Genomic DNA, 25840 nt, shown 5'->3' with positions numbered 1-25840 from the left:
CGGGTGAGTGCTGGGAAAGAGTGCCGGGACCCAGTCTGGCGCTGATGGCAGCGGCCCGGTCTACCGGGTGCCAACTCGTGGACAACCGGTTCGATTCCGCTTCTGCCGCAACTGCGCGAGGGCGCGCGTAATAGCAGTTCGTGTGCAGGAAGTAAACGCCTTCGAACTCTTCTCAAGCACCGCGCTCCGATGGTAGATATCTGAGAAATCGATTTCCCAGATCGTGAGGTCCGCCCATGACCAGGTTGCTGAGACGCACCGCCACGGTGCTGCTCGGAGCAGTTCTCGTGCTTCCCGCCGCCGCCCTGTCGACCGCCGCCGCCACCCCACAAGCCCGTTCCGCGGGCTCATCAGCAGCCCGTACTGCGGACGCCGCGTCCCTGGCAGGCGGCAATGGCCCGGTCGGGTGGGACGTCTACCGCCGGCTCGACCGCCTCCCCGAACTGCCGACGGCTGTCCGCAGCAAGCAGTTCTCCAGCTTCGGCCGCGACGGCACCAACAACGACGGCTTCGACGGCAAGTACTCGTGCCTCAGGACGACCGCCGCGGGCTGCGTGCTCGCCGAGGACTCCGGCCCCGGTGAGATCGCCTCGATCTGGTTCACCCGCGACGAGGGTGACGTCCGCAAGACCGGCAAGCTGACCGTCGAGGTCGACGGCAAGAAGGTCGTCGACGCGAGCCTGCAGGACGTCGTGGACGGCAAGCTCGGCTCGCCCTTCGTCTACCCGCTCGTCGCCAACGCCCTGGAGACGAGTGGCGGCGTCTACCTCCGGGTGCCGATGCCGTACAAGAACTCGATGCGGGTGACGGTCCAGAACAACCCGCTCTTCTACCACGTCGACTACCGCGAGTTCCCGGACGCGAGCGGCGTCACCACCTTCGACCCGACCGACAAGGCCGCGGACGTCGTCGCGCTGCTGAAGTCGTTCGGCACGAAGGACCCGAAGCCCGCGAAGCCGGATGCGAAGACGACCGCCAAGCCGGTGGACCTTGCCCCTGGCAAGCAACTCACGGTGGCCGACAACCAGGGACCGGGTGAGCTGAGCGCGCTCCGCCTGAAGCTGCCGCAGATCGTCGGGCTCGACCTGCAGTCGTTCGCCGACGACGGCCGCGCCTTCCTCGGCGGCAGCCAGTTCACCCTGAAGATCGACCCGGCCAACACCGGCGTCAAGCTGATCCGCCGGATGGATCTGCGGATCGGCAACCAGCGCGCCAAGATCCTCGTCGACGGCGTCCAGGCAGGCGAGTGGACGCCGCTCCCGGCCAAGGGTGCGCAGTGGGCGGACCAGGTCGTCGACCTGCCGGCGAGCGCGACCGCCGGCAAGTCGCAGATCCAGATCCGGAACGAGTTCGTCTCCTCCGACCTCGACTTCAACGAGTTCACCTACTGGGCCGACTCGATCGTCGGCGGCACCGCCAAGCGCACCGACACCCTCGACGTCGGACCCGCGCACGTCGCCGACGAGCAGGCGCACGGCTACACGATCACCAAGCAGAACTGGGAAGGCTCCCACTCGATGCCGTACGCCGCCACGGCGGAGGACGCGGCTCGGGTGAAGTCCTCGGACGCGCTGCTCTCCGGCGTACGGGTCCAGGTCACCGTGGATGGCAAGAAGCGGGTGGACTCGCCGATCGGCGAGTTCTTCGGCTCCGGCCTCGGTGAGAACGAGGTCCGCTCGCTGTTCTTCGCGATGGACCCGGACGGCTGGTACTCCTCCTGGTGGCCGATGCCGTACCTCGCCCGCGCCACCGTCACCCTGGTGAACACCTCGCAGTACAAGCTGTCGGGTGGTCAGGCGGAGGTCACCTCGGCGCGGGACGCCAAGGTCGCGGTCGATCTGGTGACCGGCAAGAGCGGCTACTTCACCACGAGTTCGAACCGGGCGGAGCCGGCGATGGGCAGCGACTGGACCATCGCGAACACCACCGGACGCGGCAAGTTCGTCGGCGTCTCGCAGACCATGGAGGGCCTGCAGCCCGATGGCAACACCCGCGGGTACCTCGAGGGCGACGAGCGCGTGTATGTCGACGGCGAGCGCACCCCGGCGATCCACGGCACCGGCACCGAGGACTACTACGAGTCCGGCTGGTACTTCAACCAGGGCACCTACTCGACGCCCTTCCACGGCAACTCCGGCCACGAGGTCCAGGCGGGTGAGTGCAAGAACGAGTGCGACAGCGCGTTCCGCCTGCACATCACCGACGCCGTCGACTTCCAGAACCAGCTCACCTTCGGCATCGAGCACGGCCAGCAGAACGACCACCCGGCCGTCTACGGCTCCACCGCCTACCTGTACTCCGCGGGGCAGTTCGGCGCCCGGGAGACCGACCGGATCGACGTCGGCTCGGCGCAGAGCCGCCAGCAGCACGGGTACACCGACGCACAGGCGACCCAGGCCGACCTCACCAGCGTCTACGAGGGCGATCACGACGACACGGTATTCACCGACCAGGTGCGCGCCACGACCGCTCCGATCCGGTTCACCGTCGAGGTCGATCCGGTCAACCGCGGCGTGACGCTGCGCCGTACCAGCGACCAGAACGCCGGCTGGCAGTCGGCCAAGGTGGTTGTCGACGGCAAGGATGCGGGGACCTGGTTGCAGCCGCTGGGCAACGACCGGCAACGCTGGCTCGACGACAACTTCCAGTTGCCGGCGGCACTCACCTTCGGCCGGACCGAGCTCACCGTCGAGCTGCAGCCGAGTGGCCCGAGCTGGACGGCGGCGAGCTACGTGGTCCAGTCCTCCGTCATCCCGTACTCCGACCGGCAGGCTCCAGGGCAGGTGCAGAACCTCACGGCCACCGGGCGCACCGACAACGCCATCACCCTCACCTGGTCCGACACCGCCGATGACAGCGGCATCGCGAAGTACAACGTGTACGGCGCGAAGTCCGGCGCGGGCGAGAAGCTGATCGGCACCAGCAACACCCCGGGATTCCTGCACAAGGGAATCGGACTGAACGAGACCTGGGAGTACCGGGTCTCCGCGGTCGACCTCGCCGGGCACGAGGGCGGCAAGTCCGCCACCGCCCAGGCGACCTCGGGCAACACGGTCCGGGTCGAGGCGGAGACTTTGCTGCCAGTGGTTTCCGGGACGGTTCCGGCTGATCCGCAGGGCAACTGCTGCGGGGTCAGCTGGTCCGGTGGCGCGCAACTGTGGGTGCACGGCACGAAGGCCGGCGACAACGTGGTTCTCGACTTCTCCGTACCGAGCGCCGGGAACTACAAGCTGTCGACCGTGCTCACGAAGGCGGCGGACTACGGGATCGCTGATCTCGCTGTCGACGGCACCAAGCTCGCTTCGTTCGACGGGTACGCCGCCGCGGGTGTCTCCACCCAGACGGTTGACCTCGGCAACGCAACTCTTGCGGCGGGCAAGCATCAGCTGAAGATCACCATCACCGGCAAGAACCCGGCCGCGATCGGCTACCTCGTCGGTGTCGACCTGCTCGATCTGGAGGTGAACTGATGACCCGGCGGTGGAACAAGTTCGTCGCCGCGCTCGCGGGACTGATGCTGGCGGCGGTACCGCTCTCGGCGGCTGCCACCAGCGGGCCGAAGGTCAAGAGCGTGCCGTTCGTCAAGGTCGACAAGGTGGTCGCGGCCGGCAAGTTCGTCAAGGTCTACGACCCGAGCGTCGGGGAGACCAGTCCCTGGTACTACAACGACCACACGCTGGTACAGGATCGGAAGACCGGCACCTGGCACGTCTACGCGATCACGCACGCCGAGCCGGCGAACCCGCTCGACGAGAAGAGCTTCGGCCACGCCACGGCACCCACGCCGAACGGTCCGTGGACGAAGCAACCACCGGCACTGGTCGCGGATCCGGCCGCCGGGGAGAGCCACATCTGGGCGCCGTACGTCACGTATGACGCCGGCACCTACTACATGTTCTATGCCGGTGGGACGCCCGACCACACGGCGTACCGGATGCAACTGGCGACCTCGACGGATCTGGTCAACTGGACCAGGGATGCAGCCAACCCGCTGTTCACCGACGGGTTCGACGGCCGGGACCCGATGGTGCACAAGGTCGGGAACCAATGGGTGATGTACTACACCGCCAACTCGTCCCCGAGCGGTGGCAACCACATCGTTGCCTACCGCACCAGTCCGGACCTGCGGCACTGGAGCGACCGGCAGACGGCGTTCGAGCACCCGGCCACCGGCACCTTCGGCGGACCGACCGAGTCGCCGTTCGTGGTGCAGCGCGGCAGCGACTGGTACCTGTTCATCTGCTGCGACGGCGGCTACGAGGTCACCAAGGTCTACAAGAGCAACGACCCGCTGCACTTCACCATCGATCAGCAGGTCGGCACGATCGCGGCCCATGCTGCCGAGGTGGTCCAGGACGGCAGCAAGTGGTACGTCACTGGCGCGGGCTGGGGCAAGGGCGGCCTGTACGTCGCGCCGCTCGACTTCGACTCGCTGCAGATCACCAAGGGCCGGGTCGTCAGCAGCAAGTACTACCGGGCGACTGTGCAGAGCCAACCCAGGGCCGCGTTGACCAAGCTCGAGGTGGACCCGTCCGGCCGGGGTAGCTACCAGCCCGCGCTGGACTCGTCCTCGCGATCGACCGCGCCCTATCTCGCGGTCGGAACGTTCGGTGCCACCGACACCGCCGGCGCCGCGGCCCGGGTCAAGGCGAAGTCGGCGAGGATCGAGCTGAACGGCATCCCGTTCGGCGACGAGCCGATCACCGCCGACTGGTCGTTCTCCTTCGGCACGAAGACGTTCGACACCAACCTCCGGTGGAACGTGGCCGGCCAGACCACGGCACCCGTCTGGGAGGTCGCGCTCAACGTCGACTCGGCTCTGGGCGACCAAGGCGATCCCGGCGGCTTCGGGCGCAACGGCGACGTCGCGGGACTCCCGGACTGGTCGATGGCGACCGGCTCAGGTCTCAGCGTCGTCACCGCCTACAAGCAGGGATCGGCCTGGTCGGCGGACAACCACTGGTACGACCCGCCCAACGGAGCCGTTGCCTGGCAGCCCCTGTGGCAACCCGGCGGCCGCGCGCTGCCCCCGGGCTCGTACTCCGGTGGCACCTGGCGGTTCGGCTTCTCCGGTACCGAGAAGGACACCACCCTCGCCAACCGATTGGCCGACGACCTCAACTAATGTCGGCAGACGTGACCACTCTCGAGCTGGAACCGCGTCGTACCGCACTTGTCCTGATCGACCTGATGCCCCGGATAGTGGCGCTGGAGACGGCGCCACTGTCCGGGCCGGACGTGCTGGAGCGGTGTGTCGCGCTGGCCGAGGCGACCCGGTCCGTCGGCGGGCTGGTCGTCAACGTCCGGGTCGAGCGACCGGGCGTCGACGTCCAGCCCGAGGGCAGCGGACTCGCGCCGGAGCTCGACCCGCAGCCGGGTGACGTGGAGATCGTCAAGCACACGGTGGGCGCGTTCCACCAGACCGGCTTGGACGATGTACTGCGGTCGCGGGACATCGAGACGGTCGTGCTCGGCGGGATCGCGACCAACTTCGGCGTCGAGTCGACCGGGCGCGCCGCCGACGAGCACGGCTACAACACGGTCTTCGTCACCGACGCGATGACCGGCTTGGACGAAGCCGCCCACGACTTCGCGGTCAGCTACATCTTCCCGCGCTTCGGCACCACCTGCACCGGCACGGAGTACGTCGCCGCCTTGAGTCCACAGCAGTGAAGGCTTATGGAGTATGGGTATCCAGATAGCGGAGCCGCCGGCGGATCGCCTCGGAGACCTCGGGTAGCAGCTCGTTCGCCTGCTGGTTGAGCTGCCAGTTCGGGTTGGCCGCGCGATCCACCGCCAGCTGGCAGTCGCGCATCCAGTTCTCGGCGCTCTGCTCGGCGGCCCGGGGGAGCGAGGTGTACATGGCGGCCAGGCTGAGCAGCACGCTGTCGCCGAGCACGCGATCGGAGAGATCCATCCCGGTCATCGCCTGGTACTCCGCGATGAACGGCGCCAGCACCGCCAGCGCTCGCGTCCGGGGGCTCCGGGACAGCCAGAACAGCCGTACCCGGGCCAGGAACTGGTTCACCGCGCGACCTCCTCGGCTGCTCATACCCCTGCGACGCTACCTGGTTGCACCGCCGCCTCGGTAGGAAGTAGACCCTTAGTCCACGATTTGCCGACCGCACCCGTGGGTACCGGTTCGCCGCACGACTATCGGACTGGGGAGAGGGAACATGCGGCGGAGACTCGCGGCATTCGGGGTGACGGCCAGCCTGGTTCTGAGCCTGATCCTGGGCCTGGCCGGCTGCGGTGATCCGGACCAGCAGATGCTGTCCGAGGGTGCCCGCTCGGCGCGGGAGGCGGTGTCCGGAGTCAGGACGGCACAACTGGCGGCGCAGTCCTTGCTCGGCGGCAGGATCTGGGCCCAGCCGGCGACCGTGATGGTCACCGACGCCGAGGACGCCCTCGGCCAGGTCGCCACCACCTTCGACGCGCGGCAGCCGGAGACCGACGAGTCCCGCCAGACCTACGACCTGTACTCCGAGGCGCTGGCGAACGCCGCGGACGGCGTCACCGATCTTCGGATCGCGGTGCGCAGCGGAGACCTGGAGACCGTGCGGCAGCTGGTGGCGCAGCTGGACAAGACCGCCGAGCAGTTGGAGCAGCTGGGGGAGCGCGCCCAGTGAAGCGGCTGTTCGCGGTCACCCTCGGCATCCTCACGGCCATCGGCGGCTTCGTCGACATCGGCGACCTGGTCACGAACGCACTCGTCGGCGCCCGCTTCGGGATGCGGCTGGCCTGGGTGGTGGTGGTCGGGGTGATCGGCATCTGTCTGTACGCCGAGATGTCGGGCCGGGTGGTCGCGGTGTCCGGGCGGCCCGTCTTCGACCTGATCCGCGAGCGGCTCGGGCGGCGTACCGGCCTGTTCGCGTTGATCGCGTCGTTCCTGGTCACGTTGCTGACGTTGATCGCGGAGATCGGCGGTGTGGCGCTGGCGTTCGAGCTGGCCAGCGGGGTGAACTACCTGCTCTGGATGCCGCTGGCCGCATTCGCCGTCTGGCTGGTGATCTGGCGGGTCAAGTTCTCGCATCTGGAGCAGGTGTTCGGCCTGCTCGGCCTGCTGCTGATCGTGTTCGCCGTCGCGCTCTGGAAGCTCGGCCCGGACTGGGGTGACCTGGTGCAGCAGGCGACCAGTCCGGGCCCGATCGGCCACGAGACCTGGGCCACCTACGCCTACTACGGGATCGCCCTGTTCGGAGCCGCCATGACGCCGTACGAGGTGTTCTTCTTCTCTTCCGGTGGGGTCGAGGAGAAGTGGGACCGACGCGACCTGGTCACCGAGCGGTCGAACGTGTTCATCGGCTTCCCGTTGGGCGGCTTGCTGTCGCTCGCGATCGCCGGGTGCGCGGCCGTGCTCTACCTGCCGATCGGGGTCCAGGTCGAGACGCTCGGCCAGGTGACCCTCCCGGCGGCGGTCGCCTTCGGCAAGCTCGGGCTGGCGATCGTGCTGCTCGGGGTGTTCGCGGCGACCTTCGGCGCGGCGCTGGAGACCTCCCTGTCCTGCGGCTACACGATCGCGCAGTACTTCGGCTGGCAGTGGGGCAAGTTCGTGCGGCCGCGGCAGGCGTCCCGGTTCCACGTGGTGATGATCATCTGCCTGATCCTGTCGATCCTGGTGCTGATGACCGCGGTGGACCCGGTGAAGGTGACGGAGTACTCCGTGGTCTTCGCGGCGATGGCGCTGCCGTTGACCTATCTGCCGATCCTCATCATCGCCAACGATCCCGACTACATGGGTGAGCAGAAGAACGGCCGGGTGCTCAACTTCTTCGCCCTGGTCTACCTGGGGTTGTTGCTACTGGCATCGATCGCGGCGATCCCGCTGATGATCGTGACGAGAGCGGGGCGTTGAGATGGCCGCCGAAGGAAGGGTGCTGCACGCACAGCTGCATCTGCTGGACCGGCAGCTGATCCATGAGCGGACCGGCGAACTGCTCGGCAAGGTCGACGATGTCGAGCTCGACCTCGACGCCGGGATCCCGGTGCTGACGGCGCTGATCTCCGGGCACGAACGGATCCCGGCCACCCAGATCGTCGCGATCGACTCGGCGATCAAGATCCTGCCCGGCGACCTGGACCTGACCAAGGGCGACGACTGGGTCGAGCAGCACATCATCGACAAGATTCCAGGAGCCGGCGATGCGACTGAATGAGCTGCTCGGCCATCGGGTCCTCGACCGCGCCGGTGACGACATCGGCGGCGTGGCCGACGTCCGCCTGGTCCAGGACGGACCGCTCCAGCCGTCGATGCAGGCCGCCTTCCGCGTGGACGGCCTGATCGTGGTGGAGAAACACGCCACCCGCCTCTTCGGCTACGAACGCCACGTCGGCCCTGCCCTGCTCCGCTGGCTGGTCCACCGCCGCCTCGGTGCTGTCTTATACCTGCCGTGGGAGGACGTTGCCGCCGTCACGGACGGCACCGTCCAAGCCCGCTCGGGCCGCGAAGACCTCAAACCCCTTGAAGAGATGCCCCGCTACTAGGCGAGCGGTCGGTCTCTAGTGGAGGTGTGGCGGCCACTCGACGAGGGGTTTGCCGATCTCCCAGTGGTGGCCGAAGGGATCGCGGACCCGGCCCAGGCGCCAGCCGTGTTCGTCTGTCACCTGCGCCACCTCGGTCGCACCGGCCGCGACGGCCTGCGCGACCGAGGTATCGGGGTCAGTCACCACCAGCAGCATCCTGACCGTGCCGCCGCCGACGGACTCCGGGCTGAAGTTCTCGTGCTCCGGTGATTCGTCGGAGACCCAGAACAGGTCCTCGCCGATCCTCAGCTGCGAGACCACCTCCGGGTTCTCGTCCGTGCCGCCGACGCGGTAGATCTCGATCGCGCCGAAAGCCTGTCGGTAGAACTCCACCGCCGCCCGGCCGCGACGTACGGACAGCTGAGGCTGAATGCCCATCGGGTGGTCCTTCCCTCACGGAGGACACCCAGTCTGGCATCAGACGGCGAGGCGGCCGCCGTCGATCGGGAGAGTGGTGCCGTGGATCATCGCGGCGGCGTCGGAGGCGAGGAAGACGATGCCGGTTGCCACCTCGGCGGCGGTGCCGACGCGGTTGAGCGGGCCGGTGGCGGCGAGGTCGCCGAGAGCGTCTCCCATCTCCGCGGTCCCCTCGGTGTGGGTCGGCCCGGGGCTGACGGCGTTCACGCGGACGCCGAACGGGCCGAACTCGGCTGCCCAGGACTTGGTCAGGAGTTGCAGCGCCGCCTTCGACGAGCCGTAGAGCGCCATCCCGGCCTGGCCGTAGTTCGCCACCATCGTGGTCAGGTTGATGATCGAGCCGTGGCCGCGCTCGGCCATCAGCGGCGCGAGCTCGGCGACCAGGTAGAACGGCGCCCGGACGTTGACGGCGAACACCGAGTCGAAGTCCTCGGCCTGTACCTCAGCGGTCGGCGCGAACGGGAACACGCCCGCGTTGTTGATCAGTACGTCGACGTGGCCTCCGAGCGCGAGTGCCTCCTTGGCGAGGGCCCGCACGCTGGTCACGTCGTCCAAGTCGGCACGGACGAAGTCGGCCGTGCCGCCTGCCGCGCGGATCGCTGCCACCGCGGCGGCCCACGGTCGGCGTCACGCCCGCTGATCACCAAGTGTGCGCCGCGCTCGGCGAGCTGGTTGGCGACCTCCCGGCCGATCCCGCTGTTGCCGCCGGTCACGAGTGCGGTCCGGCCCACCTCCGCACCCTGGCCGCCTGAGGGTCAGCTGAACAGGCCGGCGTTCTCCCTGGTCCAGTCCTGCAGTGTGCGCGCCGGATGACCTGTGACAGTCTCGACGGTCGGCGTCACGCTGGTCTCATCGACGATGCCGTCGCCGAAGAAGCTCTCGATCGCGCTCGCGTACTGCGGAGGCATCGCGGCGGCCAACTCGTCGTGGGACTCGGACCGGCTCAGCTCGTGGGCGGTGAGCGACCGCCCGAGTGCCTGGCCGAGGATCTCCACCTGCTCGGCCGGCCTCAATGCGACCGGCCCGGTCAACCGGTACGCCGTACCCGCGTGGCCGTCTTCCGTCAGGGCGGCGACGGCGACGTCGGCGATGTCGGCCGGGTGGATCGTGGAGATCGGCACGTCGGGGAACTGGACGCGGACCACATCACCCGCCCGGACCTGGTCGAGCCAGCGCAGCGTGTTCGACATGAAGGTGTTCGGCCGCAGGAAGGTCCACTCCATCCCTGAGTCTTGTACGGCGGTCTCGGCAGCCAAGTGGTACTCGGCGATCGCGTTGGCAGTGTCGGTCCCGGTCACCGCGCTGCTCGACAGCAGCACGATCCGCTCCACCCCGGCGGCAACGGCGTTGGCCAGCAACTCGTCGGTGCTCTCGTACCCGCTCATCAGGAAGATCCCGGACACACCCTGCAGCGCATCGACGAAGGTGTCCGGCCGGTTGAGATCACCCAGTACCGGCTCCACCCCGGCAGGCAGCTCGACCTCACGCCGTACCAGCGCCTTGGCAGCAACCCCCTTATCCGCAAGAGCCCGAACCACCGCTCCACCCGCATTGCCCGTCGTCCCAGTCACCAGCACGGTCATCGCTTCCCCCTCATGAAGTCCACCAGCTCACCGATACTCCGAACCTGTTTCCCGCCCGGCCCGGCCAGCATGTCCTCGAACCCGGCGCGCAGTCCGTACCGCTCGCCTCTCGCCCACTCCAGCACCGGCCACGCCCACTCGTTCTCCCCGTGAACCACCAAGTCGAAGGTGTCCGGCAGTTCGCCGAGAATGGCCCGTGCCGCCGAGATCCCGTCGTCACCAGGCGAGATCCCGGGCAGCGCCTCGACCAGTACGCGGACGATCGGGCCTTGCCAGGTCAGGAACTTCCGCGCCGCGGCCGGCGTGAAGAGACCGGCCTCGATCCCGATGCCGCGCTTCAGCAGCAACTCCGCGACCTGCTCAGCGCCTTCTTCATGCCAGTTCACACTGGCGAAGTCCGGACCGGTCTCCCACTCGCTGAGCAAGCTGAGCCGGGTCGGGAGATCCGGCACGATCTCCTCCCGGGTTGCCACTCCGAGGGGCAGCCCGGGACAACGCTCACGGACTGCGGCGACCGCTGGCTGGATGTCCCTCCACGCCAGGCTTTCTCTCTCATCCTGACCGCGCGGATGAAAGTGCACGGCCTCCGCGCCGGCCGAGGCGGCGCTGTGAGCCCCCTCCGCCAGTTCGGCCGGCGTCACCGGTACTGCGGGGTGGTCGGCGCGGGAGCGGTCGCCGTTGAGGCATGCCTTCAGGGTCATCGTGTCGCCAGCCTGCCAGATGCTGGGGGTGAACCGGTTGAGGGTGGGCTGGCGTAGTGGGTGGAGACGAGAGGGGAACATCATGAGTGACGTGACGTGGATCGATCCTGGGAACGCGGATCAGCTCCGAGCCTGGGACATCGCCGAAGGTGTCTTCTGGGCCGAGGAGGCTGAGTTGTTCGAGCACGCGCTGCACCGGTACGACGACGCGCTGCTTCGCGCGGCGGGGATCCGGGACGGCGACCAGGTGCTCGACCTCGGCTGCGGAACGGGCAGTACGACGAGAGCCGCGGCCTGGCTCGCCGGTACCGGTACTGCGCTCGGGGTGGATCTTTCGTCGCCGATGCTGGCGATCGCCGAACGAACGGCCGCCGCGATCGGCCTGCCCAACGCACACTTCGCACACGTCGACGCGCAGATTCATCCGTTCGCGGACGACGAGTTCGACGTCGTGCTGAGTCGCACCGGCAGCATGTTCTTCGCCGATCCCGCCGCTGCCTTCAGCAATCTAGCGCGGGCGACCAAGCCGGGCGGACGGCTCGTCCTGCTCACCTGGCAGCCGCCCCCGCGGAACGAGTGGTTCAGCTCGTTCACCACCACACTCGCCGCCGGCCGGCAACTGCCTGTCCCGCCGCCGGACGCACCCGGGCCGTTCTCGCAGTCCGACCCGGACGAGGTGAGCCGCATCCTGATCGACGCCGGACTCGCTGCCCCGACCTTCGAGGCCCACGCCGAGCCGATGTACTTCGGCCCCGACGTCCGCACCGCCGAGCGTTTCGTCCTGGGCGTGCTCGGCTGGCTGCTGGCCGATCTGGACGACGACGCTCGTCACCAGACACTGGGTGCCCTGCGCAACGATCTCGCGAAGCACCAGACAACGGACGGAATCGCCTACGACTCCGCCGCCTGGCTGATCACCTCTCACCTACCTAGGTAGTCCGGTGCCGAGATAGGTGGCGGTTACCGATGCCGCGCAGGCCCGCGGAAACCTACAAAAGATGCATGAGTTCTGACATCAGAAGGGGTGTTGTTCACCGGAGACCTCCAGCGCAAGTACGCGCCGGAACTGGACTTCCGCGGCACGATCTCGACCAAAACCGATCTCCCAGTGGCAGATGACCTTCAACGCGGTCCGCCCGTTCACGCCGGACACTCCGGCGAACCCGTTCATCGTGCTGATCATGGGCGAACTCAAGGCGTCCACCCGGAGTTCGACCCGAGCCGCTACCTCACGGCGTACGGGATGGAGCTCTTCCAGAAGACGCTGGCGACAGACTGCTACAGCTCCATCGCGGAGCAGGCGGCCGGAAAGAAGAGCCAGGACCTGTACTCCGTCGACGCCGAGCAGATGCTGCAGTTGCTGGAGAAGGACGGCGAGATCCCCGTACGGCGTCACGCGGAGCCGATCTTCCTGGCCCAGGGAACCGCGGACACCGTGGTGTTCGGCCCGGCCATGACGGTCACCGCCGACCAGTTGCGTGCCGTCGGCAACGACCTGCCGTTCAAGGTGTGCCCGGGGGTCGACCACAACGGTCTGCTGGCCGCGCCAAGGTCGAGATCCTCGCCTGGGCAGCCGACCGGATGCGCTGAACCCACCACCCCGCAGTACGGCGGGCGTCACCTCAGGGGTGACGCCCGCCGAAGTCTGTCCGGGCGGCGAGACTTCACCTGTGGTCAAAGCCCAAGGTTCTTCGGACGGAACGGGTGGTCACGTGGGCGGCGGCCAGTTGCCCAACGGTCTGCCGATTCCCAGTGGTGGCCGAGGGGGCCGCTAAAGCTACTTCGCTAGCGAGGCAACAGCGTTCTTCGTCCACAGCTCTGTCGCCGTTGTGGACAAGGTGACCAGATCCGGCCGATCACGGAGTTCCTTGAAAATAAGGGCTTTCGAGTCGGAAAGTGTCGGCGCTGGGTTGTAGTGTCATCGGTATGGAACTCGTGGAGATGCGGCCGGCGTGGTCGATGAGTGGCAGCCAGCAGCTGGCCACTCTCGACGCCGTGCAATCCACGATCGCGTCATTGCAGACCTATAGCCTGCAGCTGATGGCGGAGCTCGAGAAGTCCGGATACGCAAAGGAGATCGGGGCCCGTGACACGGTGCGGTTGCTGTCGTTCCGGCATCGCCGCGATGCCAAGGAGGTCCGGCGCGAGCTGAAGCTGGCCACCAAGCTGTCGAAATACCCAGCCATCGCGGCTGCCCTGCCTGATCCGCAAGCCGATCCGCTCGCTGACGCGCTCGTCGAGGAGCCGGCGGTGTTGCTGCACCCTGCGCAGGCCGAGGCGATCGTGAGCGCCTTGGCGCAAGTCCCCGACACTGTGCCCGTCGATGACCTGGTCGTCGCCGAGGAACAGATGATCCAGGCCGCCCGGCACCTGTCGCCGTCGGACCTGCGGAGTCTGGGGAAGAAGGTCCGCGACACCCTCGACGCCGATGGTCTGGAGCCGGCCGAGGAGAAGGCGGCCCGGCGGGAGAAGCTGTGGTTGAAGAACGCCGACCAGGGGGTCGAGTTCGGCGGCTTCCTGGCCAACGAGAACGCCGAACTCCTCAGAACCCTGATCCACGCCGGCGCGAAACCACACAAGACAGTCGACGGTCAACCGGATCCGCGGTCCCGTGACAAGCGGCAGGCCGACGCCTTGGTGGTGGTGCTCGAACTGGCCGCCGGCAGCAACGGCATTCCTGGCCGCCCGCGGCTGGTGGTGACCATCGACTACGCCGACCTGTGTGATGCCACCGCCGGTGCGACCAGTGACGTCGTCTTCGGCGACGGCCTGTCCGCCGCGGCCGTCCGCCGACTGGCCTGTGATGCCGGGGTGATCCCGATCGTGCTCGGTTCCAACTCCCAACCGCTGGACGTGGGCCGAGAGGAACGGTTCGTCACCTCCGCGATCCGCACTGCCCTGATCAAGCGCGACGGCGGTTGCGTCATTTGCAAGGCACCGCCCCCGAACTGCCACGCTCACCACCTCGTGCCCTGGTACGAGGGCGGCAACACCAGCCTCGACAACCTGGTGTTGCTGTGCGGCGCCAACCACGCAGATGTCCACGCCGGCCACTGGACCATCGGCATCGCCCACGGCGTCGTCCACGTGTCCCGGCCCACCTGGGCCGAACCATCTCCCGGCAGCCGGCTGAACCTCAGACCGAACCGCCCATCATCCGCGACCGACCCACAGCGGCCGTCTACCCCTTGGCCGTGGACCGGTGACAACACCTGGCCCACCTCTGCGGAGTCCACCGCGCTCAACGCGTGGGGCGATGACCCCAACCCCGAAGCCACCACACGAATCCTGCGTCACCCAACCAATAACCTGGCCCCCGGCTCACCGCGGGCAGCTGACAACGCGACCTCGGCCCAAGGCCCGTAACAGGAGCCGAGACGCAGGCTCACACGCCTGCGCCGGGATTTCCGAAGACCACGCCGGACCCCGTCTCGCGGGAGCCCGCCCTTCGCCATGCCCGTCCGTCTCCATGCCCGTCCGTCTCCGTGCCCGTCCGTCTCCGTGCCCGTCCGTCTCCGTGCCCGTCCGTCTCCGTGCCCGTCCGTCTCCGTGCCCGTCCGTCTCCGTGCCCGCCCGCCCTCCATGCCCGTCCGTCTCCACCTCGTCAGTGTCGCGTCCGCCCCGACCGCCGCCAACCGGGTTTCCCGCTCAGCCACGGAAGCTAGGCAGACTCCGACAGGTATCAGGCCGGGGGAACGAGACGGTGCCAGATACGACGGCCCGAGCGGAGGGTCGTCGGTCCGGTCAAGGTGATCGGCTCGTCCGGGTCGCTGATCTTGCGGCCGTCGAGGGATACCGCACCTTGACCGATCAACCGTCTCAGCTCGGATCGGCTGTCGCTTGGACGTGCTGCCAGCAACAACTCGAGCACCGTTGCGCTCGAGACGATCACCTCGGGCAGGTCCGTCGGCCGGCTCCCTTCGCTGAAGAGCTGGATGAATGTTTCCCGTTCGGCCTTGGCGGTGTTGGCGCCGTGGTAGCGGGTGACGATGGCCGAGGCGAGACGGAGCTTGGCGTCACGGGCGGGTGGACCGCCCTGCGTCGCTGCCTCGCCCAGGCCGGCGACGACGTCTATCGGGAGTTCCGTGTAGACGTGGGCGTAGGTCTGGACGAGCGAGTCGGGCAGGCTCATCACCTTGCCGAACTTGTCCCTAGGACTGTCGGTCAGCCCGATGTAGTTGTACAGCGACTTCGACTGCTTGGCGCCGCCGTCGATGCCCGGCGTGATCGTGCTGGTGATGACGACCTGCGGAGCCGCCCCGAGCCGTTGCTGGAAGTGCCTGCCCAGCTGCTCGTTGAAGAGTTGGTCGGACCCGACGATCGTGAGGTCGCTGTTCGTCGCGAAGCTGTCGTATGCCTGCAGCACCGGGTAGGTCAGCTCGTGCAGCGCGATCTCCCGGCCCGCGGCGACCCGCTCCCGGAACATGTCCCGCGCCATCAGCTGGGCATGCGTCACCTGGCTGAACAACCCGAGCAACGTCGCCACGTCCATCGCGTCGTACCACTCGGAATTTCGCCGTACCTCGAACACCTCCGGCTCGGTCCGCAGTACGAGGGAGACCTGGACGAGGAAGGACGCGGCGTTCGTCTCGATCTCCTCGGGCGTCAGCACCGGGCGGGTCTCGGAGCGGCCGGTGGGATCGCCGATCCGGGTGGTCAGGTCGCCGAGCAGGAACACCACCTGGTGGCCGAGGTCCTGCAGGTGCCGCATCATCCACAGGTTCACCGCATGGCCGAGGTGGAGGTCGGGCGCGGTGCAGTCGACGCCGTACTTGATCCGCAGCGGGCGGCCCGAGGCCAGCCGTTCGGCCAGGTCGGTCTCGCCGACGATGGTGTCGGTCGTCCGCCGCAGCCGCTCGAGCACGGCGCTCACTTCAGTCATCGCTGACCTCTCGGGGTATCAGGGGAGAGGCACCCAGCTCGATGCCTCCGGCAACGGAAAGAGGCAGGAACCACGACGGGTTCCTGCCTCGGAGGCTCTGGGGTGGAAGCGAACTACAGCAGGCCGGCTCGTCCCAGAGCCGGTCGATACTGCGCGGGTCGCTTGATCACGCGGTCAGGCTAGCAGCTCCGAGCCCGACCAGATACCGAGTTAGCTGCAGCCGCTGCGCAACCATCGCCGCGAGTTCGTCCGTCAGCGGCTCGGGCAACTTGTCCAACGGCACGGACAGGAACGCGTTCCGCGCGATCAGTGAACCGTCCAGCCCAGCCCGTACGTCGTCCTCGTCGATGTCCGCGCGTCCTTCGCAGACCAGGCCGGCGTGATAGCGGCCGATCACCAGTTCGCGTAGTTCCGCGAGCTCCGCGACGCCGAGCTCGCCGGAGTGTGCGCGGCCGATCAGCAACTGGCCGAGGTCGTCCCCGGCGGCGACCAGTCCGCTCGCGGTCCAGTCGATCGCGACGAAACCGTCCGGCTGATCGGCCGGGACCAGCAGGTTCTGTGGACACGCGTCGCCGTGGCTCATCAACTGCGGCCGCCTCGCCAGGTCGTCGAGCAGAGCAGGGACCCGGTCGGCGAGGTCGGCCAGGTCCTGCCGGAGGTCGGACTCGGCCAGCAGAGGATGGGTCCAGGTGGCGGGATCGAGCAGCGGCGGCAGGGCGAACCTCTCGACGAAGCCGCTGAACATGCTCCGGGTCAACCAGCCGGGCGTGCGTACCGCAGACGCCGGCAACGCATCGTTCCTGGTCAGGCGGGCATTCAGCCTGCCCAGGAGTTCGGCGGCATGGCCGTAGCGCTCGCGGTCCCACGGAGCCGGCGCGGTCTCGACGTCCTCCACCACCATGACCAGATGATCGCGGTCGAGCTCTTCCACGCAGTACACCTGCGGTAGCCGAAGGCCCACTGGGAGTGAGCCGCTCAAGCCGTCCAGGTACACGTCCGCCTCGTAGCGCCACAGGTCCGTGCCGAGTGCCACCGCGCGGAAGTCCTCTGCGAGGAGGTGAACCATCGGCCAGCGCTCGTAGGTGCTCAGGACCTTCACGAACAACGAGTTCCACCCGCTCGTGAACCGGATCCGGTACAGCCCGGCCGTCGTCGGCGAGTTCGCCGCGTAGCCGACCTCCTCCAGCGCCCAGCCGGGTCCCGCGCCGCTCGATACGCCTCCGTGATCGAGGCCGAGCAGTTTCGTCAGCCGTTCAGCGAGCTGGTTCTTGATACCGCGATCCATGGTCTCTCCTCCTTCTCAGTCCTTTCTAAATGACCGTGGGGGGAGTCGGCATCGGTAGTGATTGCCTATCTCGGAGCGGATACCCTCGGGCAGTGACGACGGAGAAGGTGGTGCTGGTCGACGAGACCGGCCGGGCGATCGGTAGCCAGGACAAGGCGACGGTCCACCATGCCGCGACCCCGCTGCACCTGGCCTTCTCCAGCTACGTGTTCGACGAGGCCGGCCGCCTGCTGCTGACCCAGCGTGCCTTCGGCAAACGGACCTGGCCGGGCGTCTGGACGAACAGTTGCTGTGGGCACCCGCTCCCGGGCGAACCGCTGGAGGACGCCGTACGCCGGAGGCTGTCCGACGAGCTCGGGCTGATCGCGATCCAGGTGGACCTGGTGCTGCCCGCGTTCCGATACCGCGCGGAGATGCCCGACGGGGTGGTCGAGAACGAGCTGTGCCCGGTGTACCGGGTCACCTGCAATGGGGAACCGACCCCCGACCCCGACGAGGTCGCCGCCTTCCAATGGACCACCTGGGCCGCTCTCGACGTACAGCTTGATGCCGATGGATCGCCTCGGTTCGCCGCGGCGCCCGGATCCGGCGTACCGGCAGGGCTTTCGCCGTGGTGTCTGCTGCAGGTGGCCGAGCTGCGGCGGCTGGGGGACTCGCCGGGTGATTGGCCGGTGGCGGATCCGCGGCTGCTGCCGCCCGCGGCCCAATTGGGCAGCGCTGGGCAGGTTGATAGGTAGGGCTTACCGATGCCCTGTCCATCCCGTCGCCTCAACTCTGGAGAGGACACCAGAGGAGGGGTTCGGAATGACACGGGGGGAGACACAGCCACGGGACGAGGAGTCACTGGGGGCGCGGTTCCAGCGAGGCGAGGACGACGCGCTGCACGAGATGTACCGGCGGTACGCGGGGCCGATGTTCGTCACCGCGATCAGCCTGCTGGGCGATCGCGAGCAGGCCGCCGACGCGGTCCAGCGGGCGTTCGTCCAGGCGTGGCGGGCCGCCGACGGGTTCGACCCGAGCCGTGAGCTGAAGCCCTGGCTGTACGCGATCACCCGGCGCGCGGCCGTCGACGTCTACCGGCGCGAGCGCCGCAGTGCGGGCCACGTCTCGCTCCAGGTGGTTCGCGAACCGTCCGACGACGGCCCTTCGATGGACCGGATCTGGCGGTCTTGGCAGGTCCGCGAGGCGCTCGACCAGTTGTCCCGCGACGAGCGCCAGGTGCTCGAGCTTGCCTACTTCCAAGGCCTCTCCCAGAGCGAGATCGCCGGCAAGCTCGATATCGCCCTCGGCACGGTGAAGAGCCGTACTTCGCGGGCCCAGCGCCGGCTCGCCACCCTGCTCCCACACCTGCGCGAAACCGCCCAGGCCGTGGCGTCCTGAGGAGGCGGCGTGATGGGGCAGAGTGCAGCGGCGAGGCTGGAGGCAGCGATGGGGCCGGCAAATTACCGCGCCGATTCCGGGTGGCTGGGGCAAGCTGAGGAGGTGACCACGATGATCCGGATCCGCGAGGCGATCACTGATGCCGACTACGAGGCGTGGCGCGGCGTGCGTCTCGCAGTACTGCCGAACGAGCGGTGCCCGACCGTGCTCGAGATGCGCGAGATGGACCGGCCGGGACGGCTGCTGCTGTTGGCGGAACTCGGTGACGAGGTAGTCGGCAGCGGACTCTCGGACAGGTCCGACGAGGCTGGCCGCGCCGGGCTGGCACCGCGGGTGATCCCGGGTGCACGACGAAGGGGTGTCGGGACGAAGTTGCTGCTGGCCCTCGCCGAGCACGCCGTCGGGCAGGGCTATGACCGGGCTGGTTCCGGCGTGGAGGACGACGGCTCACTGGCCTTCGCCGAGCGCTTCGGCTTCGTCGAGACCAGCCGCCAGGTCGAGCAGGTCCGCAGCATCGGGGTCGAGCCGTGGCCGGATCCGCCGACCGCCTTCGAGGTGTTCACCGTCGCCGAGCGGCCGGAACTCTGGCCGCTCGCGTACCACCAGGTCGCGCTGCCGACCTTCCCCGACATGGACGTGCCGAGCCTGCTCAACGTGTCCGCGGTGCACTGGGAGAAGGAGTGGATCAACGACCCGGCGGCGATGTTCGTCGCGGTCGACGGCGACCAGGTGATCGGTGTGGCCGGACTGATGCTCGACGAGGACCGGCCGGAGCACGCGGAGGTCGCTTACACCGCGGTACGGCGGGAGTGGCGCGGCAAGGCGGTCGCGTCGACGCTCAAGCGGATGAGCATGGCCTGGGCTGCTGAGCACGGCATCACCGATGTCTACACCTGGACCCAGCGCGGCAACGACTCGATGCGCCGCCTGAACGAACACCTCGGCTTCGCCTACGGTGCCGTCAGCATCGACGTCCGCGCAGCCCTGCCGCTCGCCTTGCCGATGGGCCTCTGAGTCCGCTTGGTCAGTGGGTCGAGGTGAGTTCCCTGAGCAGGTCGGGTCCGGTCATGCCCCTTGTGCGACCGGACTCGACCGCACGGATCAACTCGATCAGCTTGGCGTTCACCGGCGCCGTCCTCCCGAGCGACTCGGCCAGCCGGACCACCTCGCCGTTGAGATAGTCGATCTCGGTACGACGGCCCGCCTCCAGGTCCTCCCACATCGACGTACGGGCGAGCGGATCGATCGCCAGCATCTTGCTCGCGAGTCGCCGGAAGAGGAAGTCCGGCAACCGCAACAGCATGGGTAGCCAGTGCGGCGGCACGGCCATCAGCCGCGCGGGCGTGATGCCGGCCGCGGTCAGCAGCTCGAGGGTTTCGGCCTGCGCGGCGGCGAGGCAGCGCCGGTACGCGCGCTGGGCGAGCTCGTCGCGCAACGGCAGGTCCGAGAGGGCGTTCACCGGGTTGTTCAGGTTCAGCAACAGCTTCGCCCACTGCACCGGGAGGATGTCGTCGTGCTGGGTCAGCGGCAGCCCGGCGCGCGCGAACGTCTCGACGTACGGGTCGAGCGCCGGGTGCTTCGCGATGTCGAGGCCGCCTTCGGTGCCTTGGTGGAAGGCGCCGCCGCCGCGGTTGAGGACGTTGAACGGGACCATGCCGGTCAGGACGACCCGGTCGGGGAGCCGCTCGCGCAGGATCTCGCCGTTGCGGATGCCGTTCTGGAAGCTCCCCACGACAGCGCCGGGCTTGAGTACCGCGGCGAGTTCGTCTGCGGCCGTCGCTGTTGCGGCGCTCTTCACGGTCACCAGCACCAGGTCGGCCTCGGCGGCAGCGTCCTGCGTTGTCTCGAAGTGGATCTGCTCTGCCGGCACTCGGAGGTCCGCGCCGAGGTAGTCGGTGAGGTGCAGCCCGTGCTCGGCAAGCTCGTCGGCCAGCCGTTGCCGCCCGATGAACGTCACGTCGGCATCGGCCGCAGCCAGCCGACCGCCGACGTAGCACCCGATCCCGCCGGCGCCGTACACCACGATCCTCACAACGTCCTCCTCGTCGGCACCACCCGGTCCTTGCGGGTCCGGCGGGTGCGGTCAGTCCCCATCCAAGCGGAAAGGTCGCGGTCGGGCAGCGGCGCGGTCTCGCCGGTCAGTTGCTGGAGGGTCCATCAGAGCGCATCCGTCCCGACGGTCGACAACCACGTCTCCGCGATCCTGACCCGTCTGGAAGCCTCCTCCCGCCGCGACGTCAGAGCCGCCGCCCTCAGCCGCTCCGCCGTCGCGTAGTACTCGGTTGACCACTTCCGCCTAGACCATCGACGGGGACTCGCTGTCGGAGCGCGTCCGTTGACTCTTCTGTTGTTTCGCCGGCTGCGAGCAGCCTCGCGACGTCTTCGCGTATGGCGGGGAGGTGGGGGTAGAACGCGTCGCCCGGGCAGGCTGTGGCGGACCAGTTGCGGTGGCCTGAGATGGCAGGAACGGTCCGGGTGGCGCCGCTGATCGGGTTTGCGTAGTCCACCTGACCGAGCGGGTCGATCTCGGTGGAGCCGGCGAGTGCGGCGAGGACTCTGACCAGGCTTGCTCGGGTCGCCGGGGTGGGCTGGGTGATGGTGAAGTCGCCGAGCAGGGAGACGCCGACATTGCCCGCGTTGAACCCGCCGACATGAGCCGCGTTGCACATCCGCGGGGAGTCGCCGGACCGGCCGTGGAAGACCGGGGTCGCGTCGGGTCCGGAGTACCGGCCTTCGTAGACGGTGCCGTTCTGGTCGATCAGCAGGTGGTAGCCGATGTCGCTGAAGTCCTCGCTGACCGTGTGGAAGAAGTAGATCGCGCGGACGGTCGCGGCCGGGTCCGGGTCGGAGTTGGCCGTCACAGTGTGGTGGACGGTCAGCGTCTGCACCGGGAAGTAGGCCTGCGGGAAGATCTCGCTGCCGTCCGGTGCGAACCGCAGGCTCTCGTCGGCGCCCCAGCCGGCCCTGCTGACGAAGCGGAACCCCTGCACCTCCCGGCTCGCGGCCGCCTGCGCGACCAGTGGGCCGTCCGTGGTGTTGATCGCGACGGTCTGCAGATCCTCCGCCCCTGCGGGCGGCATCACCTGATAGGCCAGGGCGCCACCCGCGGGGATGAGCGCAGTACTGCGGCCGCTGCTCGACGGGTCGCCCGGCCTCAGCGGCTGCCAGGAACTCCACCCGGTCCGGGCATGCCGGAACCGCAGGGAGCCGCCCAGGCGGTCACCCATCCAGCTGATCCCCAGGTGCCCGATCGCGAAGTCCGGCGTGTTCACCAGCCGCTCGGACCTGGCGAAAGCCATCAGCGTCTCCGGCACACCGGGAGCCCCACCACCCGCGGGCACGACGGCGCTGAGGAGGGTGGGGTGGTTCGGCGCGGCCATCAGAACGAGACCAGGTCGCGGCTGTCCGCTCGCAACACCGATTCCTGCTGGAACAGGTGCCGGTAGGACTTGCGGATCTCCTCGATCTCCAGGTTGGCCGCGCTGTCGCTGACCGGATAGAGCAGAATCAGCACGAACGACTTCTCCTCGATCGGCCCGGTCGTGCCGAGGAACTGGCCCTTGCCGGTGAGCTGGGTCAGCCCGTCCGGGAAACGCGGCGTGACCACCCTGTCGACGAACCAGTCGAACTGCGCCGGTGTCACCTGACCCTTGGGCTTCTGCGAACCGAAGTACAGCTCGGTCCGCAGGAAGGTGGTGCCGGGCGACCGGTCCAGTGCGGCTGTCTCGTTGCCCGAGGTGAGCTGCGGGCTCGCGGGCGCTGACGCGTTGGCTGTGGTCAGACCGAGAGTGGCGATGAGTGCTCCACCGGCGAGCAGCCGGGGAAGGATCTTGGGCATCTGTCGGCATCCTTTGCGATCGTTGCTTGCCTTCGTTGGTGCTGTCACTGTCCCTTCGCCGACAGTGGCCGGGCATCGGTAACCACTGCCTAATTACCGGCCGCTTCTGCCCAGTCCTTTTCCGTCGTTTCCAGGTGCCGCAGGGAGAGGGCGGCCGATTAGGCTGGGCCAATGGCGGTGGGAGATCTGCCTGTCCGGTTGTCCAGCTTCGTCGGGCGGGAGTCCGAGCTGGTCGATCTGGCCGAGCTGGCCGGTGTGCACCGGCTGGTGACGCTGACGGGGCCAGGCGGCGGGGGAAAGACCAGGCTGGCGTTGACGCTGGCCGATCGGCTGCGCCCTTTGTACTCCGGCGGCGTCCGCTGGGTCGGCCTGGCGGAGATCGCCGACGCCGAGGTCGTGCTGCCGGCTGTCGCGGATGCTCTTGGGTTGCCTGAGGCAACAGAAGAGGCGGTGACCGCCAAGCTCGCCGATGCCCCGCTGCTGCTCGTGGTCGACAACTGCGAGCATCTGCTGGACCCGGTGGCGCGGTTGATCCGGCGGCTGCTGCGTGCCTGCCCTCCGCTGAAGGTGCTCGCGACGAGTCAGGAGGCGCTGGGGAATCCGGGCGAGGTCGTTTTCACTGTGCCGCCGCTGGGTGCCGAGTCCGCCCGGCTGTTCGTCGAACGTGCCCAGGCGGCGTCGTACACCTTCGAGCAGACCGAGGGGAACGCGGCCGACATCGCGTCGATCTGTGAACGGCTCGACGGCGTGCCGCTGGCGATCGAGCTCGCGGCCGCCTGGGTGCCGGCGCTTTCGCCTGCCCAGATCGCCGATCGGCTGGACGACAGCCTCCGCGTGCTGACCGGCGGCGATCGGGAGGCCATGCCCCGGCATCGCACGCTGCGCGGCGCGCTCGACTGGAGTTGGGATCTGCTGTCTTCTCCTGAACGCGACTTGCTCGCCCAGCTCTCGGTGTTCCCGGCCGGGTTCACTGTCGATGCTGTGGAGGCGGTGGCGGACCTCGGCGATGCGGACGTGCTGCAGTCGTTGTCGCGGTTGGTGAACCGGTCGCTGGTGATGGTGCAACAGGGGGACGAGGTACTCCGGTATCGCCTGCTGCAGATCGTTCGGCAGTACGCCGCGAATCAGCTCGGTGGTGACTCTGGCCCGGCCCGGCGGCATGCGCAGTACATGCTCGCGTTGGTCGAACAGGCGGCCGGGAAGCTCGCGGGTGACGAGCAGCAGGAGTGGGTCGAAACGCTCGTCCAGGAACGGCAGAGCATCCGTACTGCGCTGCGCTGGTTCATCGAGCAGGGCGAAGTGGAGTCGGCGGCGCGGGTCGCGGTCGGGACCTGGTGGGCCGCGTACCTCCTCGGCCGGTACGGCGAGCCGCGGACGTGGCTGGAGGAGGTCCTGCGACTGCCGGGCGAGTTGCCCTCCGCGTTGCGGGCGGAAGCCCTTGTCGCCGTTGGCACGCTGGCTCATCTTCAGGGTGATGCCGAGGTGGCGGAGACCCGGCTCCAAGAAGGCTTTACAACGTATAGAGAAGCTGGAGACCGTTCCGGCGAAGCGATGGAGCTCAACTGGCGCGGTGGGGTCGCCATGCGCAGAGGTGACTACGCCGAGGCGCGGCGACTGGGGGAGCGCTGCGTGGAGCTGTGGCGCGAGCTCGGGGATGAGTCGAAGCTGTCGCGTGCGCTCGACTTCCAGGGGATGCGGGAACTGCTGGCCGGTGAGCTCGATCGGGCCGAGGTTCTGGCGCGGGAGGCTCGTATCCGGTACGAGCGCGATGGCGATGGCGAAGGGCTCGGCTGGGTGACGATGTTGCTCGGGGCCGTCGCGCATTACCGAGGCGATCGCCTTGTGGCGCACACGTTGCTGACGGAAGCGCGGCGCCGGAGTGAGGCGAACAGCCAGACCGCGACCCTCGCGTGGAGCCTGCAACTCCTCGGCCAGGAAGCCCGGCGCGACGGTGATCTCGACCAGTCGGATCAGCTGCTCGGGGAGAGCCTCGAGCTGCACAACGACTCCGGCAATCGCTGGCGCGTGGCGAGCATCCTGGAGGCACTGGCGGCGACCGCCCTCGCGCGGCCCGACGTACCGCGGGCTGTCCGGCTGTTGGGTCATGCCGCGTTGATCCGGGAGAAGCTCGGTACTCCGGTGCCTGCGGTCGAGCAGTCTGAGGTCTCCGAGACCGCGGCGGCAGCTCGTACTGCGTTGCCGGCTGAGGAGTTCCGGCTGCATTGGACCGAGGGGGAGATCCTCGGCCTGGACGAGGTGCTCGGAGCGCAACCGACCGGCCGGCGGACCTCCTCGCCGCTGAGGATCGCGGAGTCGCGGGTGGAGCCGCTGCACATCGTGGCGCTCGGGACGTCCGAGGTCCGGCGGAACGAGACTCTGCTGGACGCCGGCGACTGGGGGTATGCGAAACCGCGCGAACTCTTCTACTTCCTGCTGGGCTCAGGGCCCGTCCGCAAGGACCAGATCGGCGCGGAACTCTGGCCCGAGGCCTCCGCCGCCTCACTCCGCAACAGCTTCCACAGCTGCCTACACCAACTACGCCGCACCCTCGGCCGATCCGACTGGATCACCTTCCGCAAGGGCCGATACGAGTTCAACCAGACCCTCGACCACACCTACGACGTAGCCGCCCTCGAGTCAGCCGCGGCGGCCGGCGACCTGCAGCGCGTAATCGACCTCTACCAAGGCGATTACCTGACAGACCTCTCCGCCACCTGGGCCAATTCCCGCCGCCAATCCCTCCGCCACCTCTTCGAACAATCCCTCTTCCGCCTAGCCGACCACCACTACAGGTCAGGCCACCCAGAGGACGCAGCCACCCTCTACGAACGAGCCATAGCCCACGACCCCCTCCTGGAAACAGCCCACCAGGCCTTGATAAAGCTCCACCTATCCACCGGCAACCGAGCCCAAGCAGTCCGCCAGTACAACCACCTGACCACGCTGCTAGCCGACGAGCTGAACACCACCCCCTCCCCCCAAACCACAGCCCTCCTCGACCCCTGAACCACAACCCAGGGGACGGGAGGTGGGGCCGCCCCACGCGTGGCGTGGGCAGGTCAGCCACAACCCGGCGTACGGGAAGTAGTGTCAACGCTTCGCGAAATTGGCCCCTTGGGTGGTTGTTCCCGGGGTCGGCGCCCGGCCGGCGGGCATCGGAGGTCTTGGTACAGTCGGCCCGGTGAAGGCACTGCTCATCCCCGTGGAGAGTGAGCCCACGGTCATCGAGAT

At 68.3% G+C, this 25840-nt stretch carries 23 protein-coding genes and 1 pseudogene; 14 read left to right on the top strand and 10 right to left on the bottom strand.

Annotation, left to right across the window (positions count from 1 at the left end; genetic code table 11):
• Positions 1 to 236 precede the first annotated feature (236 nt).
• The 3 genes from EV648_RS22040 to EV648_RS22030 are packed head-to-tail and all read left to right on the top strand — an operon-like array spanning position 237 to position 5673.
• Positions 237 to 3470 carry a DUF2961 domain-containing protein gene (locus tag EV648_RS22040; protein ID WP_132294832.1) on the top strand — a complete coding sequence of 1078 codons (3234 nt, stop codon included), beginning with the start codon at positions 237 to 239 and terminating at the stop codon, positions 3468 to 3470.
• The gene (locus tag EV648_RS22035; protein WP_132294829.1) at positions 3470 to 5125 is read left to right on the top strand and encodes a family 43 glycosylhydrolase; all 1656 of its coding nucleotides are present in this window, start codon (positions 3470 to 3472) and stop codon (positions 5123 to 5125) included. Before EV648_RS22040 ends, EV648_RS22035 begins: the two co-directional genes overlap by 1 nt.
• A gap of 11 nt (positions 5126 to 5136) precedes the next feature.
• Positions 5137 to 5673: an isochorismatase family protein gene (locus EV648_RS22030; RefSeq protein WP_241995467.1), complete on the top strand. Its 537-nt coding sequence runs from the start codon at positions 5137 to 5139 to the stop codon at positions 5671 to 5673.
• 4 nt (positions 5674 to 5677) lie between these two features.
• On the opposite strand, the gene EV648_RS22025 is transcribed toward EV648_RS22030, so the two are convergent.
• Entirely contained in the window at positions 5678 to 6028 is a 351-nt protein-coding gene (locus tag EV648_RS22025) for a hypothetical protein (protein ID WP_132294823.1), read from the bottom strand.
• Between the two features lie 148 nt (positions 6029 to 6176).
• On the opposite strand from EV648_RS22025, the gene EV648_RS22020 reads away from it, so the two are divergent.
• The 4 genes from EV648_RS22020 to EV648_RS22005 are packed head-to-tail and all read left to right on the top strand — an operon-like array spanning position 6177 to position 8484.
• Positions 6177 to 6629 carry a hypothetical protein gene (locus EV648_RS22020; RefSeq protein WP_132294820.1) on the top strand — a complete coding sequence of 151 codons (453 nt, stop codon included), beginning with the start codon at positions 6177 to 6179 and terminating at the stop codon, positions 6627 to 6629.
• A complete protein-coding gene (locus EV648_RS22015) occupies positions 6626 to 7855 on the top strand; it encodes an NRAMP family divalent metal transporter (protein WP_132294817.1) in 1230 nt (409 codons plus the stop codon). Before EV648_RS22020 ends, EV648_RS22015 begins: the two co-directional genes overlap by 4 nt.
• A gap of 1 nt (position 7856) precedes the next feature.
• Positions 7857 to 8156, top strand: a complete 300-nt coding sequence (locus tag EV648_RS22010; RefSeq protein WP_132294814.1) for a hypothetical protein — start codon at positions 7857 to 7859, stop codon at positions 8154 to 8156.
• Positions 8143 to 8484 (top strand): PRC-barrel domain containing protein, encoded by a 342-nt coding sequence (locus EV648_RS22005; RefSeq protein ID WP_132294811.1) that lies wholly within the window; start codon positions 8143 to 8145, stop codon positions 8482 to 8484. Before EV648_RS22010 ends, EV648_RS22005 begins: the two co-directional genes overlap by 14 nt.
• Positions 8485 to 8499: 15 nt before the next feature.
• On the opposite strand, the gene EV648_RS22000 is transcribed toward EV648_RS22005, so the two are convergent.
• The 4 genes and pseudogenes from EV648_RS22000 to EV648_RS21985 form a co-directional block, all read right to left on the bottom strand.
• Complete coding sequence (locus EV648_RS22000) at positions 8500 to 8901, bottom strand: VOC family protein (RefSeq protein ID WP_132294808.1); 402 nt, start codon at positions 8899 to 8901, stop codon at positions 8500 to 8502.
• 39 nt (positions 8902 to 8940) lie between these two features.
• Positions 8941 to 9653: pseudogene (locus EV648_RS21995) on the bottom strand (SDR family NAD(P)-dependent oxidoreductase).
• Between the two features lie 42 nt (positions 9654 to 9695).
• On the bottom strand, positions 9696 to 10523 hold the full coding sequence (locus EV648_RS21990) for an NAD(P)H-binding protein (protein WP_132294805.1): 828 nt from the start codon (positions 10521 to 10523) through the stop codon (positions 9696 to 9698).
• The gene (locus EV648_RS21985) at positions 10520 to 11224 is read right to left on the bottom strand and encodes a 3-keto-5-aminohexanoate cleavage protein (RefSeq protein WP_158294046.1); all 705 of its coding nucleotides are present in this window, start codon (positions 11222 to 11224) and stop codon (positions 10520 to 10522) included. Before EV648_RS21985 ends, EV648_RS21990 begins: the two co-directional genes overlap by 4 nt.
• 82 nt (positions 11225 to 11306) lie before the next feature.
• Between EV648_RS21985 and EV648_RS21980 the strand changes: the two genes are divergently transcribed.
• The 3 genes from EV648_RS21980 (at position 11307) to EV648_RS21970 (ending at position 14590) form a co-directional block, all read left to right on the top strand.
• Positions 11307 to 12161 carry a class I SAM-dependent methyltransferase gene (locus EV648_RS21980; protein ID WP_132294799.1) on the top strand — a complete coding sequence of 285 codons (855 nt, stop codon included), beginning with the start codon at positions 11307 to 11309 and terminating at the stop codon, positions 12159 to 12161.
• 90 nt (positions 12162 to 12251) lie between these two features.
• Positions 12252 to 13013 carry a hypothetical protein gene (locus EV648_RS21975; protein WP_132294796.1) on the top strand — a complete coding sequence of 254 codons (762 nt, stop codon included), beginning with the start codon at positions 12252 to 12254 and terminating at the stop codon, positions 13011 to 13013.
• Between the two features lie 137 nt (positions 13014 to 13150).
• Positions 13151 to 14590 carry an HNH endonuclease signature motif containing protein gene (locus EV648_RS21970; protein WP_241995466.1) on the top strand — a complete coding sequence of 480 codons (1440 nt, stop codon included), beginning with the start codon at positions 13151 to 13153 and terminating at the stop codon, positions 14588 to 14590.
• A gap of 316 nt (positions 14591 to 14906) precedes the next feature.
• On the opposite strand, the gene tyrS is transcribed toward EV648_RS21970, so the two are convergent.
• Positions 14907 to 16106 carry a tyrosine--tRNA ligase gene (tyrS, locus tag EV648_RS21965; RefSeq protein ID WP_132294793.1) on the bottom strand — a complete coding sequence of 400 codons (1200 nt, stop codon included), beginning with the start codon at positions 16104 to 16106 and terminating at the stop codon, positions 14907 to 14909.
• Between the two features lie 166 nt (positions 16107 to 16272).
• Complete coding sequence (locus EV648_RS21960) at positions 16273 to 17391, bottom strand: phosphotransferase (protein WP_132294790.1); 1119 nt, start codon at positions 17389 to 17391, stop codon at positions 16273 to 16275.
• Positions 17392 to 17483: 92 nt separating this feature from the next.
• Here EV648_RS21960 and idi point away from each other — a divergent pair, with 92 nt between their 5' ends.
• The 3 genes from idi (at position 17484) to EV648_RS21945 (ending at position 19785) form a co-directional block, all read left to right on the top strand.
• Positions 17484 to 18128, top strand: coding sequence for an isopentenyl-diphosphate Delta-isomerase (gene idi, locus EV648_RS21955; RefSeq protein WP_241995465.1), 645 nt, complete (start codon positions 17484 to 17486; stop codon positions 18126 to 18128).
• 67 nt (positions 18129 to 18195) lie between these two features.
• A complete protein-coding gene (locus tag EV648_RS21950; protein ID WP_132294784.1) occupies positions 18196 to 18771 on the top strand; it encodes an RNA polymerase sigma factor in 576 nt (191 codons plus the stop codon).
• Positions 18772 to 18783: 12 nt separating this feature from the next.
• A complete protein-coding gene (locus EV648_RS21945) occupies positions 18784 to 19785 on the top strand; it encodes a GNAT family N-acetyltransferase (RefSeq protein WP_241995464.1) in 1002 nt (333 codons plus the stop codon).
• 10 nt (positions 19786 to 19795) lie between these two features.
• Here EV648_RS21945 and EV648_RS21940 read toward each other — a convergent pair whose 3' ends face one another.
• The 3 genes from EV648_RS21940 to EV648_RS21925 form a co-directional block, all read right to left on the bottom strand.
• Positions 19796 to 20803, bottom strand: a complete 1008-nt coding sequence (locus EV648_RS21940; protein WP_132294781.1) for a 2-dehydropantoate 2-reductase — start codon at positions 20801 to 20803, stop codon at positions 19796 to 19798.
• A gap of 220 nt (positions 20804 to 21023) precedes the next feature.
• A complete protein-coding gene (locus tag EV648_RS21930) occupies positions 21024 to 22151 on the bottom strand; it encodes a peptidoglycan recognition family protein (protein WP_132294778.1) in 1128 nt (375 codons plus the stop codon).
• Positions 22151 to 22609, bottom strand: a complete 459-nt coding sequence (locus tag EV648_RS21925; protein WP_132294775.1) for a DUF3574 domain-containing protein — start codon at positions 22607 to 22609, stop codon at positions 22151 to 22153. The genes EV648_RS21930 and EV648_RS21925 overlap by 1 nt, the downstream gene beginning before the upstream one ends.
• 171 nt (positions 22610 to 22780) lie before the next feature.
• On the opposite strand from EV648_RS21925, the gene EV648_RS21920 reads away from it, so the two are divergent.
• Positions 22781 to 25615 (top strand): BTAD domain-containing putative transcriptional regulator, encoded by a 2835-nt coding sequence (locus EV648_RS21920; protein WP_132294772.1) that lies wholly within the window; start codon positions 22781 to 22783, stop codon positions 25613 to 25615.
• Positions 25616 to 25840: the final 225 nt, after the last annotated feature.

Origin of the sequence: Kribbella sp. VKM Ac-2568 (assembly GCF_004345365.1) — a bacterium.
Lineage (GTDB): Bacteria > Actinomycetota > Actinomycetes > Propionibacteriales > Kribbellaceae > Kribbella > Kribbella orskensis.
This window is presented reverse-complemented; position numbering and strand designations above follow the sequence as displayed.

Excerpts from the sequence above, each read along its gene's own strand:
- EV648_RS21985 (WP_158294046.1), bottom strand. The coding sequence starts at position 11,224 with ATGACCCTGAAGGCATGCCTCAACGGCGACCGCTCCCGCGCCGACCAC.
- EV648_RS22020 (WP_132294820.1), top strand. The coding sequence starts at position 6,177 with ATGCGGCGGAGACTCGCGGCATTCGGGGTGACGGCCAGCCTGGTTCTG.
- EV648_RS22000 (WP_132294808.1), bottom strand. The coding sequence starts at position 8,901 with ATGGGCATTCAGCCTCAGCTGTCCGTACGTCGCGGCCGGGCGGCGGTG.
- EV648_RS21990 (WP_132294805.1), bottom strand. The coding sequence starts at position 10,523 with ATGACCGTGCTGGTGACTGGGACGACGGGCAATGCGGGTGGAGCGGTG.
- EV648_RS21930 (WP_132294778.1), bottom strand. The coding sequence starts at position 22,151 with ATGGCCGCGCCGAACCACCCCACCCTCCTCAGCGCCGTCGTGCCCGCG.
- EV648_RS22035 (WP_132294829.1), top strand. The coding sequence starts at position 3,470 with ATGACCCGGCGGTGGAACAAGTTCGTCGCCGCGCTCGCGGGACTGATG.
- EV648_RS22040 (WP_132294832.1), top strand. The coding sequence starts at position 237 with ATGACCAGGTTGCTGAGACGCACCGCCACGGTGCTGCTCGGAGCAGTT.
- EV648_RS21960 (WP_132294790.1), bottom strand. The coding sequence starts at position 17,391 with ATGGATCGCGGTATCAAGAACCAGCTCGCTGAACGGCTGACGAAACTG.
- EV648_RS21945 (WP_241995464.1), top strand. The coding sequence starts at position 18,784 with ATGGGGCAGAGTGCAGCGGCGAGGCTGGAGGCAGCGATGGGGCCGGCA.
- EV648_RS22010 (WP_132294814.1), top strand. The coding sequence starts at position 7,857 with ATGGCCGCCGAAGGAAGGGTGCTGCACGCACAGCTGCATCTGCTGGAC.
- EV648_RS22005 (WP_132294811.1), top strand. The coding sequence starts at position 8,143 with ATGCGACTGAATGAGCTGCTCGGCCATCGGGTCCTCGACCGCGCCGGT.
- EV648_RS21925 (WP_132294775.1), bottom strand. The coding sequence starts at position 22,609 with ATGCCCAAGATCCTTCCCCGGCTGCTCGCCGGTGGAGCACTCATCGCC.
- EV648_RS21970 (WP_241995466.1), top strand. The coding sequence starts at position 13,151 with ATGGAACTCGTGGAGATGCGGCCGGCGTGGTCGATGAGTGGCAGCCAG.
- EV648_RS21950 (WP_132294784.1), top strand. The coding sequence starts at position 18,196 with ATGACACGGGGGGAGACACAGCCACGGGACGAGGAGTCACTGGGGGCG.
- EV648_RS21980 (WP_132294799.1), top strand. The coding sequence starts at position 11,307 with ATGAGTGACGTGACGTGGATCGATCCTGGGAACGCGGATCAGCTCCGA.
- tyrS (WP_132294793.1), bottom strand. The coding sequence starts at position 16,106 with ATGACTGAAGTGAGCGCCGTGCTCGAGCGGCTGCGGCGGACGACCGAC.
- EV648_RS21920 (WP_132294772.1), top strand. The coding sequence starts at position 22,781 with ATGGCGGTGGGAGATCTGCCTGTCCGGTTGTCCAGCTTCGTCGGGCGG.